At 40.6% G+C, this 14,360-nt stretch carries 8 protein-coding genes; 7 read left to right on the forward strand and 1 reads right to left on the reverse strand.

Annotated elements, in window-relative coordinates; genetic code table 11:
* Positions 1–7: 7 nt before the first annotated feature.
* The 6 genes from smc to uvrC all read left to right on the forward strand — a co-directional run bounded on the left by smc (position 8) and on the right by uvrC (position 11,904).
* Entirely contained in the window at positions 8–3,562 is a 3,555-nt protein-coding gene (smc, locus tag VCHSUH04_RS03980; protein ID WP_105085451.1) for a chromosome segregation protein SMC, read from the forward strand.
* Positions 3,562–4,497, forward strand: a complete 936-nt coding sequence (ftsY, locus tag VCHSUH04_RS03985) for a signal recognition particle-docking protein FtsY (RefSeq protein WP_024066706.1) — start codon at positions 3,562–3,564, stop codon at positions 4,495–4,497. Before smc ends, ftsY begins: the two co-directional genes overlap by 1 nt.
* Complete coding sequence (locus VCHSUH04_RS03990; protein ID WP_105085452.1) at positions 4,487–4,870, forward strand: hypothetical protein; 384 nt, start codon at positions 4,487–4,489, stop codon at positions 4,868–4,870. The genes ftsY and VCHSUH04_RS03990 overlap by 11 nt, the downstream gene beginning before the upstream one ends.
* Positions 4,870–7,044 (forward strand): excinuclease ABC subunit UvrB, encoded by a 2,175-nt coding sequence (gene uvrB, locus VCHSUH04_RS03995; protein WP_105085453.1) that lies wholly within the window; start codon positions 4,870–4,872, stop codon positions 7,042–7,044. Before VCHSUH04_RS03990 ends, uvrB begins: the two co-directional genes overlap by 1 nt.
* Before the next feature lie 147 nt (positions 7,045–7,191).
* Positions 7,192–10,044: an excinuclease ABC subunit UvrA gene (uvrA, locus tag VCHSUH04_RS04000; RefSeq protein ID WP_105085454.1), complete on the forward strand. Its 2,853-nt coding sequence runs from the start codon at positions 7,192–7,194 to the stop codon at positions 10,042–10,044.
* Positions 10,045–10,077: 33 nt separating this feature from the next.
* Positions 10,078–11,904, forward strand: coding sequence for an excinuclease ABC subunit UvrC (gene uvrC / locus VCHSUH04_RS04005; RefSeq protein WP_105085455.1), 1,827 nt, complete (start codon positions 10,078–10,080; stop codon positions 11,902–11,904).
* 47 nt (positions 11,905–11,951) lie between these two features.
* Here the strand turns inward: uvrC and VCHSUH04_RS04010 are convergent, their stop codons facing one another.
* On the reverse strand, positions 11,952–13,295 hold the full coding sequence (locus tag VCHSUH04_RS04010; protein ID WP_105085456.1) for an MATE family efflux transporter: 1,344 nt from the start codon (positions 13,293–13,295) through the stop codon (positions 11,952–11,954).
* Between the two features lie 290 nt (positions 13,296–13,585).
* Here VCHSUH04_RS04010 and VCHSUH04_RS04015 point away from each other — a divergent pair, with 290 nt between their 5' ends.
* On the forward strand, positions 13,586–14,245 hold the full coding sequence (locus tag VCHSUH04_RS04015; protein ID WP_105085457.1) for a TerC family protein: 660 nt from the start codon (positions 13,586–13,588) through the stop codon (positions 14,243–14,245).
* Positions 14,246–14,360 lie beyond the last annotated feature (115 nt).

Genomic DNA, 14,360 nt, shown 5'->3' on the forward strand with positions numbered 1-14,360 from the left:
GGCAGTCATGCAATTACTTCGGTTAGAATTAAAGGGCTTTAAATCGTTTGCTGATAAAACGGTTGTAAAATTCTCACCAGGAATGACTGCCGTTATTGGGCCTAACGGAAGTGGTAAAAGTAATATTACGGATGCTATGAAATGGGTTTTAGGGGAATCCAATGTCCGTAATTTACGTGGTCAAAAAGCAGAGGATATTATCTTCTCTGGTACGGAAAAGCGTAAGCCAATGAGTGCAGCTGAGGTTACTCTTGTATTCGATAATAGTGACCATCAACTAGATGTAGATATGGCTGAGGTAGCCATTACACGTCGTATATATCGTACTGGTGAAAGTGAATTCCTCATCAATAAGCGCTCTTGTCGTTTAAAAGACATTCATCTATTACTAGCCGATACAGGTCTTGGTAAAGACTCTATGGCCATTATCGGTCAGAACCGCATTGATGCCATCTTGAATTCTAAGCCTGAAGAACGTCGTCTTATCTTTGAAGATGTAGCAGGTATTTCTCGTTTTAAAATAAATAAAGAAGATGCATTGCGTCGTATTGCTAGCACAGACCGCAATATGGAACGTGTACGCGACGTTATGGCTACCATTGAAGAACAACTTGGACCTTTATCTGAAAAGGCTGAAAAGACTAAGAAATATATGACCTTAAGTCGTACAAAGCGCGACTATGATGGGGCATTGGGCTATCATAATTACAAGACATCAGACCGGCTCTTAACGCGTTTTGAAAACGATAATATTGCTTTTAAGGATGAAGAAATTGAGCTTCAAACGGAATTGTCCAAATTAGAAGCTCGTCGTCATACATTGCAATCATCTTCCACTAAAGAGCAAGAACAGCTTAAATTGTGGGAAGCTCAGTATACGGAAAAGCAACGTGATGAAGAGCGTTTAGCTGGTCATTTACGTCTTTTAGAAGAACAGTTAAAGACCGCTCACCGTGAGCTAGATGAAATATCTATGCGTATTAGTGAGCTCGAGGCTACGCAAAAGGGTGAAGAGCAGCAATTACGCATTTTAAATCAATTGATTCAAGATGAAAGCGCCCAACTAGTAGAGAAAGAATCTAAATTAGAAGAGTTAGAAGCTAACTATAAAAAAGCTGTTGAAGATGTTACCGCCGAGCAAGCTAAGTTCCAGTCCTTGCAGTCTAATCGAGAAGCCTTTGAGCAACGTCAATTAGAGCTTGTGAGTGCCATTGAAACGGCAAAAGCTAGTATTCGTAGCTTAGAAGCTCGTAAGGAAGAGTCTACAAAACAATGTGAGGTTTTAAAGGCTGAAATAGGTCAAGTAGATAGTGAATTACAAGTAGCTCGCGGTGAATTTGACACATTAGGCCAACAGTTTAATGCTATTTCTGCACAACGACAAGCCCTCGTTGATGGCGGCAAAGAAGCAGCCATACAAGCTCGTGAAGAACGCAAAGAATTACAAAAATTACGTACCCAAGAGCAACGTGTTAAAGGTCGTATCGAACTATTAGCCCAATGGGAAGAACAACATGAAGGCTATTTAGAAGGTACTAAGAATATCCTAAATGGTAAAGGAGCTTGGCGCGAACAAATTACAGGTGCTGTTGGTGATCTCTTTACGGTAGAAGATAAATATACTACGGCTATCGAAACGGCATTAGGTGGTAGTGTTAACCATGTTGTAACTACTACAGCTCGTGCTGCTGCAGAAGGCGTTAAGTATTTGAAATCTATCCAAGGTGGTCGAGTAACCTTCTTACCGATGGGTTCTGTAAAAGGAAAACCCTATGATACGCCGGCTTTACATGAAAGTTGTGTAATAGGCACTGCTGTTGATTGTATTTCCTTTGATAATACATACACTCATATTTTCCAATACTTATTGGGGCGCACCTTGGTAGTATCCTCCATGGATGATGCTATTGGATTGCAAAAAAAATATAATCAACAATTGCGCATTGTAACCCTTACGGGGGAACAGTTCCAACCTGGTGGTTCTTTAACTGGTGGTGCTACAAAGCGTAAGCGTGCCTCTGTTTTGAGCCGTAAGGAAGAGGCGGCTAGCCTTGAACAAGAGCTCCTGCAAATTGAAGACCGAATTCGTTCCTTAACAGCTAGCTTGGAAAACCTTGAAAAACAGGTTGAAGAAGCTGAAAAAGAGCGAGCTACCCTTGATGAAAGCTACCAACATACGAACTTACTATATGTGGCTAGTGAAACAAAGGTACAAAATATTCAAAATCAAATGGATCGTAAGAAACGTGTTCTCCGTGAAGAAGAGCAACGTTTATTACAAATTGATATTGATTTAGCTAGTACAACGGCTAACTTGAAAGATCAAGAAGCGGCTCTTGCTTCTTTGCAAGAAGACCACGGTGTAGATGGTAATCAAGGGGCATTAATGGAGCGTTTAACTGTATTACAAAAGGTACAGCAAGAGGCTTATGAAGCTTTCACAGAGGCTCGCCTCACCTGTGATACGTTGCGACAAACCATTAAGGAACGTGAAACTCAGCGCGAACAACGTAATCAATCCATTGCTAACATTGTAGAGCGCTTAACACCGTTACGTAATTTACTAATTAGTACTACAGAGCGCTGTGAAGAGGAGCTACCTAAGGCTAAAGAATTGGCAGACCGTGAACTGGCTTCAGCTACAGCCGAAGTTGAACGTTTGCGTGCACTTCGCGATGAAGCCTATGATAAAACATCTACAGGTCGTGAGGAGTTAGAATCCATTCTTAGCGAGCAAGACCGTTTGAACCAACGCTATAAGGTGGTGCAAGGTCGCCTCGTTGATATGGAAGGTAAAATTACTCGTTATCGCATGGACTGCGAACGCTTTGTAGAAGAGTTACAAGAGCTGGGTTTTACCTTGGAAGATGCGCAGGCTCTTCGCATTGAAGGATCAGTTACTGATTGGAAGGACGAACAAGCTCGTTTGATGGCTGAAATTGCTGAGCTTGGTCCCGTTAATCCAAACGCCGTTGAGGAATACGAAGAAACTAAAGAACGCTATGATTTCTTAACTACACAATTGGCGGATTTAGATACGGCGAAGGAGCAATTGGAAGCGGTTATTGCTGAAATGGATAAGGCTATGAGTACACAGCTATACGATGTATTAGATGTGGTTGGTCGCAGATTCCAAGAGGTATTTAGCCAACTATTTGGTGGTGGTACAGCTCAAATTGTTCTGACAGATCCAGAAAATATCTTGACTGGTGGTATCGACTTTTACATTCAGCCGCCAGGGAAGAAACGCCAACAATTGACCTTGTTATCCGGTGGTGAGCGTGCCCTTACGGTTATTGCTTTATTGTTCTCGTTCCTAGATTATCGTCCTGCGCCGTTCTGCGTGCTTGACGAAGTTGACGCAGCCCTTGATGAAGCTAATGTAGAAAGATTTAGTTCTTACCTAAATCGAGTAAATAAAGAAACACAATTTATCGTAGTATCTCACCGTAAGAAAACTATGGAAGCTGCCGAAGTATTACAAGGGGTAACCATGGTTGAACGGGGCGTATCGCGATTATTAACAGTAGCATTTGAAGATGTGAAGGAGGATCTTGCATAATGGCATTCGGATTCTTTAATAAAATTAAAGAGGGCTTAGAAAAAACTCGTAAGTCCTTTGTAAAAAATGTAGAGACAGTTATCATTGGTTATGCAGAAATTGATGATGATTTCTTAGATGATTTAGAAGCAGTTATGCTTACTAGTGACCTTGGTCCTAAAACGACAGAATACTTGATGAAGGAAATTCGTCGTGGTGTAACAGAAGGCATTATCAACAATACTGGTGATGTAATGCCATTTATGGAAGACCGCATTACAGAAATGCTTGTTGACCAAGAGGATGAAATTACACTTCACCATCCAGAGGTTATCCTTGTTGTGGGTGTAAACGGCGTTGGTAAAACAACAACTATCGCTAAATTGGCTAACTACTATACTAAAGAAGGTAAAAAGGTTATTATCGCTGCAGGTGATACATTCCGTGCCGCTGCAGCTGACCAATTATCTATTTGGGCAGATCGTGTAGGTGTGCCTATCGTTAAACATAAAGAGGGTGCTGATCCTGCAGCCGTAGTATACGATGCAATGGAAGCGGCAAAAGCTCGTAATGCAGACCTCGTTATCGTCGATACAGCAGGTCGTCTACACACTAAAGTTAATCTTATGGAAGAGCTTAAAAAGATGGGCCGCGTAGCGAATAATCACGTAGAAGGGGCTCCGCATCAAACATTGCTCGTTCTCGACGGTACTACAGGTCAAAATGCTGTAAGCCAAGCTAAATTATTTGGTCAAGCAGTGCCAGTAAACGGCATTGTGGTGACTAAACTTGATGGTACAGCAAAAGGTGGCGTAGTTATCTCTATTAAAGAGGAACTAGGCGTACCAGTGCGCTGGATTGGCGTTGGCGAAGGCATGGATGATTTACGTCCATTTAATGCGAAAGAATTTGCTAATGCACTATTTAATAAAGGAATGATTCAAGGTGACAAATAAATATAACCGGGAATTCTTACTTGAATATGTAGAATCTGAAAATAAAAAAAATGAATGTAATGTTAGCCTAGAAAATATGGAAAAGATTGTTAGCTTAATCGAGTATTTCGGCATTGAATTATATCGTCCTATTACAAGATTGCTACTTTCAAACTGGGAAGAGATTACAGAACGTATTAATAACTATACTGAATCAGATTGGATGATGGCTGATGAAATTCAAAAGACTACGCCTACATTGGATCGTTTCTCCATTGCTATGCTCATCGAAGTCTTAGAAGGTGAAGATACGTTGAACCAAGCAGAAAATGCAGGTCGTCGTCTATCTGAAGAAGAGCTCAAAGCTATCCGTAAACATCAGGATGAACAGTAATGAAACATAATACATATAATTACGAAGGGGGCCAACCATTTAAAGTGGAGGCGCCCTTTACGCCTACTGGGGACCAACCAACTGCCATACAATCTCTAACAGAGGGTATTGAGCGCGGTGAATGGGCTCAGGTCTTGCTCGGTGCTACTGGCACAGGTAAGACATTTACGATGGCAAAGGTTATTGAGGCGGTACAAAAACCGACCTTGATTATTGCACACAATAAAACATTGGCTGCTCAATTATGTAGCGAGTTTAAAAGTTTCTTCCCTAATAATGCGGTAGAATACTTTGTGTCTTATTACGATTTCTATCAACCAGAAGCATATATTCCTTCAAGTGATACGTACATTGAGAAGGATGCGTCTATCAATGATGAAATCGATAAATTACGACATAGTGCCACTATGAGTCTTTTCGAGCGTCGCGACGTAATCATCGTTGCCTCTGTTAGTTGTATTTACGGCTTAGGTGACCCTGAGGATTACTCTGAACTCGTATTGTCCTTGCGTTTAGGTCAGACGAAATCTCGCGATGAAATTCTGTCTAAACTCGTAGATATTCAGTATACGAGAAATGATATGAACTTTATCCGTGGTACCTTCCGTGTACAGGGTGATACCATCGAGATTTTCCCTGCTGCCTATAGTGAAAGAGCCATTCGGGTGGAACTCTTCGGTGATGAAGTCGATCGCCTTGTAGAGGTAGATGCTTTAACAGGTGAAGTGATTGCTGAACGTAAGCACGTTGCAGTCTATCCAGCATCTCACTATGTAACAACGAAAGATAAGATGCGTATTGCTGTAGAGCGTATTGAAGCCGAATTAGATGAACAGTTAGCTAAGTTAAAAGCAGCTGACCATTTACTTGAGGCGCAACGTCTTGAACAACGTACGCGTTACGATATAGAAATGATGCAAGAAATGGGCTATTGCTCAGGCATCGAAAACTATTCACGCCATATGTCCGAACGTAAGGCTGGGGAAGCTCCATATACATTGATAGACTATTTCCCAGATGATTTCCTCATCATGGTGGATGAGTCTCATGTAACGATTCCGCAAATTCGTGCCATGTATAATGGTGACCGTGCTCGTAAGGAATCCCTTATCGAATATGGGTTCCGTCTACCATCGGCACTCGATAATAGACCGCTTCAATTTGATGAATTCGTAGAACGTATTAATCAAATCGTCTATGTATCAGCCACACCTGGTCCATATGAAATGGAAGTGGAAACAAATATTGCAGAACAAATTATTCGTCCTACAGGATTATTAGATCCATCTATTGAAATTCGTCCTATTAAGGGGCAAATGGATGACTTACTAGGAGAAATTCATAAGCGTGCAGCTAAGAATGAACGTGTTCTCGTTACGACCTTAACGAAGAAGATGGCCGAGGATTTAACGGAGTTCTTAAAGGAAATGGGCGTCCGCGTTCGTTATCTCCATTCTGATATCGTTACCATCGAGCGTGCTGAAATTATTCGTGATTTACGGGCTGGTGTTTTTGACGTACTGGTTGGTATTAACCTGCTCCGTGAAGGCCTAGATATGCCAGAGGTTTCTCTAGTAGCTATATTAGATGCAGATAAGGAAGGTTTCTTACGTTCTGATACGGCTATGATTCAAACAATCGGTCGGGCTGCTCGTAATGTGAATGGTCACGTTATTATGTACGCTGACCGCGTAACTGGCTCTATGCAACGAGCTATTGATGAAACCGATCGCCGTCGTGCCGTACAAGAGGCTTATAATATTGAACATAATATTACGCCTAAGTCTGTCTCTAAAGATGTAAAAGAGCTTATTGAGTTGACGAAAATTGAAGAAGATATGGTCACCGATGGAAAGGACTTTTCACCGAAGAAGGGGAAAAAGAAATCCTCTACAACAGGTATGGACCATGGACACGAACCATATGCACAAGATACATCTACTCCTAAGGTAGCAGATATAACGCCAGAAGAGTTGTTCAATAAAATTGAAGAACTGGATCGTCAAATGAAGGCCGCTGCAAAGCAGCTTGAATTTGAAAAGGCCGCTAAGTTGCGTGACCAATTGGGCGTATTACGTCAACAATGGTCTGATATGCATAGCGCAGGTGAAAGCATGTTAAAAAAACCGGCATCATCTAAAAGTAGAAAGCGGACTAGTCCAAAGAGTAAATAGCTTGTAATAAAACGCATAGATTATATAGATTGTAATAAAACACATAGATTATATAGACTATATGTGCGATAATATAGATATATTATTTCATGTTAGTAATCGAAGAGATGATGCCGTTTGGTATCATCTCTTTAAATAGGGAAAATAATGAAAGACCAATTGATTGTAAAAGGTGCGCGTCAGCATAACCTTAAAAATATAGATATATCCTTACCACGGGACCAGTTTATCGTGTTGACGGGGCTCAGTGGTTCTGGTAAATCGTCCTTGGCATTCGATACGATTTATGCAGAAGGGCAACGACGCTATGTAGAGTCTTTATCTGCGTATGCACGTCAATTCTTGGGACAAATGGATAAACCCGACGTAGACTATATTGAAGGTTTATCTCCAGCTATTTCTATTGACCAAAAGACCACAAGCCGTAACCCTCGTTCTACAGTTGGTACTGTAACAGAGATTTACGATTATTTGCGTCTATTATTTGCTCGCGTAGGTCATGCTCACTGTCCTGAATGTGGCAAGCCTATTACACAGCAAACGATACAACAAATGACAGACGATGTAATGAACTTCCCAGAAGGTACTAAGATTTTAGTACTAGCGCCTATGATTCAAGGGAAAAAAGGGGAACATAAATCCGTCTTTGATCAACTTCGCAAGGAAGGTTTTGTTCGTGCTCGCGTAGATGGCGTTGTACGTACATTAGATGAAGATATTACATTAGAGAAAAATAAAAAACACTCTATCGATATCGTGGTAGACCGACTCGTTGTAAAAGAAGGCATCGAATCCCGCTTGGCAGACTCTATGGAGACCGCATCAAAATGGGCGGAAGGCATCGTAGTGATTCAAGAGGTAGACGGCCCTGAACACATGTATAGTCAACACTTTGCATGTCCAGATTGTCATATTTCATTACCAAAAATTGAACCGCGCATGTTCTCCTTCAACAGCCCATTTGGCGCATGCCCATCATGTTTGGGGATTGGATCCACTATGGAAGTAGACGAAGAGCGCGTTATTCCAGATGGCTCTATTAGCTTTGCTGATGGTTGTGTGCAAGCATTGAGCTCTAATCCTAATGCATGGTTTATGCGTCAAGTAGAAGGTTTATTAAAAGCTAATGGATACTCTTTAGATTCTACTTATGATGAATTGCCAAAAGTATTACAGAAAAAAGTAATGTATGGCACTACAGATAAGGTTGCTTTCACGTACGAAAATATGCGCGGCGAAGTGAAGGAATTCTTTACGGAGTACGAAGGTATTTTACCAATGGTAAAACGCCGTCATAGTGAAGCATCTACTGATTCCATGCGCGAAGAGTTTGAAAAGTTTATGTCTATCAAGCCTTGTACTACTTGTCATGGGGCTCGTCTTAAACCTGAAGTATTAGCCATTACCGTAGGGGATAAGAATATTAATGAGGTAACGCAGTTAACGATTAAAGAAGCACTCGATTTCTTTGGTACCTTACAGCTTACGGAACGGGAACAAGTGATTGGTGCTCAAATTTTGAAGGAAATCAATGCTCGTCTTGGGTTCCTCAATAATGTAGGCCTAGATTACCTTACCATGAACCGTAGTGCAGGGACCCTTTCCGGTGGTGAGGCTCAACGTATTCGTCTAGCTACACAAATTGGCTCTGGGTTGGTAGGTGTATTGTACATCCTAGACGAACCGTCCATAGGGCTACATCAACGAGATAATGATCGACTCATCGATACCTTAAAAGGCTTGCGTGATTTAGGTAATACCTTGCTCGTTGTAGAACACGATGAAGATACGATGCGTGCAGCGGACTATCTCGTTGATATCGGTCCAGGTGCTGGTGAACATGGTGGTCAAATCATTGCAGCTGGTACAGTAGACGAAGTGATGAAGGTAAAAGATTCTATTACTGGTCAGTATTTGAGTGGTCGTAAATTTATAGCGCTCCCTGAAGAGCGACGTAAGCCAGGTAAGAATTGCATCGAAATTCGCGGTGCGAAGGAAAATAATTTACAAAATGTAAATGTAAAATTCCCTATCGGCCTATTTAATGTGGTTACTGGTGTCAGTGGTTCTGGTAAGTCTACCTTAATCAATGAAATTCTTTATAAAGGTTTAGCGAATCAGTTGTACCGTTCCTTCCATAAGGTAGGGGACCATAAAGAAATCCGCGGCTTAGAACATATTGATAAAATCATTAATATTGACCAAAGCCCTATTGGTCGTACACCTCGCTCTAATCCAGCTACCTATACCGGCGTATTTGATGCTATACGCGAGCTTTATAGCCAAACACCAGAGGCTAAGATGCGCGGCTATAAACAAGGACGCTTTAGCTTTAACGTAAAAGGCGGTCGCTGTGAAGCTTGTCGTGGAGATGGTATTATTAAAATTGAAATGCACTTCTTGCCAGATGTATACGTACCTTGCGAAATATGTAAAGGCGCTCGTTATAATCGCGAAACCTTAGAGGTTAAATACAAAGGCAAATCCATTGCTGATGTATTAGATATGACGGTAGATGATGCAGTAGAATTCTTTAGTGCTATCCCTAAAATTCATCGTAAGATGATTACCTTACAAGAGGTAGGTCTTGGCTATATCCGTTTAGGTCAAGCTGCCACAACATTATCTGGTGGTGAGGCTCAACGCGTTAAATTAGCTACTGAATTGGCTCGTCGTAGTACAGGCAAAACCCTTTATATCCTTGATGAACCTACTACAGGCTTACATGCTGAAGATATTCGTAAGCTCTTAGATGTACTACAAAAACTCGTTGATGGTGGAGATACAGTGGTCGTTATTGAACATAACTTAGATGTTATTAAGATGGCGGATCATATTATCGATTTAGGTCCAGAAGGTGGTAATCGCGGTGGTACCATTGTAGCAACAGGTACGCCTGAGCAAATCGCCAAGGTAAAAGAAAGCTATACCGGTAAATTCTTAGGCCCTGTATTAGAACAGACTAAGAAATTTATGAAAGCAGCTAAAAATAAGAAATAAAATATCTAAAAATCTTCGAAGAAAGGAGGACATATGCCATCTGAAGAATTACTAGAGAAGGTCAGTCATTTGCCGACTACACCGGGCGTGTATTTATGGCGTGATCAATATAACCGCATCATCTATGTTGGTAAGGCCATTAACTTGCGTAATCGTGTTCGTTCCTATGTGCGCAATGATGCCAATCGGGCGCCTAAGGTTGCGGCCATGATGAAACGTGCCGTCGATGTAGAAATCATTCAAACTAAGACGGAAATGGAAGCGCTCATCTTAGAGAACACGCTCATCAAGGAGCATGAGCCTAAATACAATATTAGGCTTCGCGATGATAAAACGTATCCGTACGTAAAAATCTCAGTACAAGAGGACTACCCACGTGTATATATGACGCGCCGGCTTGAACGAGATGGGGCCAAGTACTTTGGCCCTTTCACAGATGTAACATCTGTACATGTAGTATTGAAATTAATACGCCAGTACTATCCACTCAGGACATGTAAGTCTATGAAGGTGGAGCGACCATGTTTGCAATATCATATGCACTACTGTGAAGCGCCGTGCTTTAATAAAATATCTATACCGGACTATCGGAAATACATCGATGAAATTGTAGAACTCTTTGAAGGTAAGCCTATACCATTGCTTAAAGAAATCAAGGAAAAGATGGAAATAGCTGCAGAAGACTTACGCTTTGAAGATGCAGCACGCTATCGCGATCAGTTATCTAGTATTGAAAAGATACAAGAAAAGCAACGCATGGTTACACAGCGAGGCGACCTAGATGTGTTAGGTCTTGCGGTAGACACATCTATGGCCTGTGTACAGCTATTATTCATCCGTGGTGGACGACTATTAGGTCGTGAGAATTATTTTGTTCAACACGATGGAGATACTCCAGAAACGATTATGACGGACTTTATCAAGCAATACTATGGAGATACAAACTTCATTCCAAAGGAATTATTATTACCTATGGATAGCACCGATAGAGATTTGTTAAAGGAATGGTTTACACAGCTTAAAGGTCAAAATGTAGACGTATCTGTGCCACAGCGTGGTTATAAGATGGACATGATTAAGATGGCTCATGAGAATGCAGAAACCTTCCTAGAAGAGCGTCGTCGTCAGTGGCAACACCAAATTGATAAGACCGGTGGGGCTGTTAAAAAACTAGCTGAAGTCCTAGACTTGCCACGATTACCAGAGCGTATGGAATGCTTTGATATTTCCCATACACAAGGGGCCGAAACGGTGGCGTCTATGGTTGTCTTTGAAGGTGGTAAGCCGGCGAAGAAGGAATATCGTCGTTTTAAATTGAAGACTACGCAAGGTAAACCAGATGACTTCAAATCCATGGCAGAAATCATGGAGCGTCGCTACGGTAATGAAACAGATTGGCCTATGCCTGACCTTATTATCATCGATGGTGGTAAAGGGCAGCTCAACGCAGCCTTACCGTTAATTCGTGCCGTTGGTGTTACTGATGTGCCTGTTATCTCCTTGGCTAAACGCATTGAAGAGGTCTTTGTAGAAGGACAATCTGAAAGTATCATTTTGAGCCATCACACGCCAGAGCTTCAATTACTACAACAAATACGTGACGAAGCCCATCGCTTTGCCATTACGTACCATCGTAAATTGCGGGGGAAACGTAATTTGGAATCCATTTTAGATCATATAGAAGGGATTGGCCCTAAACGCCGCAAAGCATTATGGGCGCATTTTAATAGTTTAGAGGCTATGAAAGAAGCATCTATTGATGAGCTTTCAAAGGTAGACTCTATGAACTATAAAACGGCAGAAGCATTATATAATTTCTTCCGTATGTCCAAAGTAGAAAAACAAGATATATTGAAATAAAAAAGAGCATCTTACATAAGATGCTCTTTTACTGTATTAATTGTTATTTAGTTTTGTCTACGTTGAATGTACCAAGTACGCCAGGTGAATAATATACCCGCTACTAGTACGCTAGAGAGTAAGCCAATCCATACGCCAAATGGTCCATAATTAGGATTTTTGGCGAGAATATAGGCCGTAGGGAAGCATACGCCCCAATAGGAAACGAGGGAAATATAAAGAACTACTTTTACATCCTTATAAGCCCTCAATATACCTTGCAATGGGGTACCTATGGCATCGATAGCAGAGAAGAATACACCGTATCCAAGGAAGCTGTAGATAAGCTTGTATACTTCATCATCATTTGTAAAGAGATCTGCAATAGCATCCATATTAGTAAACGTAAATGTACAAATCATGATAGCCAATACAATGGCTAAGATGCGAGAAATATAAGAGTACTGGATAGCCTCTTGTTTACGACCTGCCCCAAGTTCATATGCAACTGCAATGGTAGAGGCCATAGCGATACTAAGAGGTAAACAGTAGAATACATTGGTAAAGGAAATAACAGATTGATGAGCAGCTACGACGGCGGATCCAAAGTGAACCATCAATAGGCCAGCAATACTAAAGATACTAGCTTCTAAGAAGATGGAAAAGCCAATAGGAATACCTATATGTAGCTGTTCGCGAATGTAGTGAAAACTTGGTTTACTGAAGTCTTTAAAGATACGATATCCCTTTAACTTCGGATGTAATAGTAATACTAAGCTGAAGAGAATAAAGTTAGTCCAGCAAGTACCTGCTATACCATAGCCAGCACCGACACCACCGATTTCAGGAAATCCGAAATGCCCAAAGATGAGCGAGTAGTTCAAGAATACGTTCACAATAAAGCTTGTAAATACGATGGCCATAGAATAATGTGTTAATCCATGACTGTCGACTGTATTGCGTAATGTATTAACCCAAAGTAGAGGGAATAAACCTATAGCGAAAGCTTTCAGATAACTAATACATACCTCTGCTGCTGCCGGTTCAAGATTGAGGGCTGTCAGTAGTGGACGTAAGCCAAAGAGTCCAATCATTAAAATGATGAATGCTAAGCCCGTACCTATATAAAGGCCTTGGTAGAAGATGGTTGCGATATCATCTGTTTTCTTAGCCCCTAATAACTGAGAAATAATCGGTGTAATACCTAATAATGTTCCTTGTGCAAAGATATAGAATAGGAGCCATAAATTATACCCCGTAGCAACCCCTGCTAAATCTATCGTACTATATTGTCCCGTTAAAAAGATGGCTATAAATGTACCACCTATAAGGGAAAATTGCGTTATGCACATAGGAGTAAATAGCTTAATGAACAACCATAACTTTTGTAATATAGAATATGTTTGATACATATTTACCTCCCTTATTAATGATATATTATACGATATCATAAAGTAGCCTAATTTAATAGATAAATTCCTTGAGAATTGGGAATTAAATATATATTATTGATTAGTCTATTATGAATCTATAATTAATGATTTTTTATATCCTAGAACTTCCATTTGTAGTGTTATGATTCTCATATTAATATGAATGGAGTATGCTAAAAATGAATATATATTTTACAAATTGAATTTTACACTACTGAACTATATCGATTATAATATATATACTATAGTTATATTCTAAGGAGGATACATTGGACATCTTATCTGTACAAGGTTTATTAGCGATGCTTCAGATCATCGTTATCGATATCTTACTTGCTGGCGACAATGCCATTGTAATTGGTATGGCAGCTCGTAACTTGCCAGCACATTTACAGAAGAAAGCCATCTTCTGGGGCACAGCCGGCGCTATTATTTTACGCCTTGTTATGGCATTCCTATTTGTAGAGGCATTGAACAATATTCCTGCACTTCGTTTAGTAGGTGGTATCCTCCTCTTATGGATTGGATACAAGCTGGTTGCTGATGATGAAAGCGAGCATAATATCGAAGCTAAGGATAATTTACGCGCAGCCATTACAACTATTGTTATTGCTGACGGTATCATGGGTATCGATAATGTTATCGGTGTAGTTGGTGCTGCAGGTGGTCATATGACAATGGTAGCCATTGGTATGCTCATAACTGTACCAATCATCATTTATGGCAGTACTTTATTTGTGAAAGTCATCGAACGCTTCCCAATTATCCTATACGTTGGCGGCGGTATCCTTGGCTGGGTAGGTGCTGGTATGGCAGTAGAGGATACATTGATTGCTCATAGTGTTGAACCATATGCACTGTTCATCAAAATAGCTGCAGTAATCCTCGTAGTAGGGGCATCTTTGATAGCTAAAAAACTCAAGAAATAATAGAATACATCTCTTCTCCTAATCATAGGAGGAGAGATTTTTTTATGTAAACTAATAGCTCTCTTTTTAGGTGAGAAAATAGAAAAATTATGGTATAGTTAAGGGATAGTTATTG

Origin of the sequence: Veillonella sp. T14073-2 (assembly GCF_002959875.1) — a bacterium.
GTDB classification, from domain to species: domain Bacteria; phylum Bacillota; class Negativicutes; order Veillonellales; family Veillonellaceae; genus Veillonella; species Veillonella infantium.

Coding starts and splice junctions, on each gene's coding strand:
- ftsY (WP_024066706.1), top strand. CDS start 3,562: ATGGCATTCGGATTCTTTAATAAAATTAAAGAGGGCTTAGAAAAAACT.
- VCHSUH04_RS04010 (WP_105085456.1), bottom strand. CDS start 13,295: ATGTATCAAACATATTCTATATTACAAAAGTTATGGTTGTTCATTAAG.
- uvrB (WP_105085453.1), top strand. CDS start 4,870: ATGAAACATAATACATATAATTACGAAGGGGGCCAACCATTTAAAGTG.
- smc (WP_105085451.1), top strand. CDS start 8: ATGCAATTACTTCGGTTAGAATTAAAGGGCTTTAAATCGTTTGCTGAT.
- uvrA (WP_105085454.1), top strand. CDS start 7,192: ATGAAAGACCAATTGATTGTAAAAGGTGCGCGTCAGCATAACCTTAAA.
- uvrC (WP_105085455.1), top strand. CDS start 10,078: ATGCCATCTGAAGAATTACTAGAGAAGGTCAGTCATTTGCCGACTACA.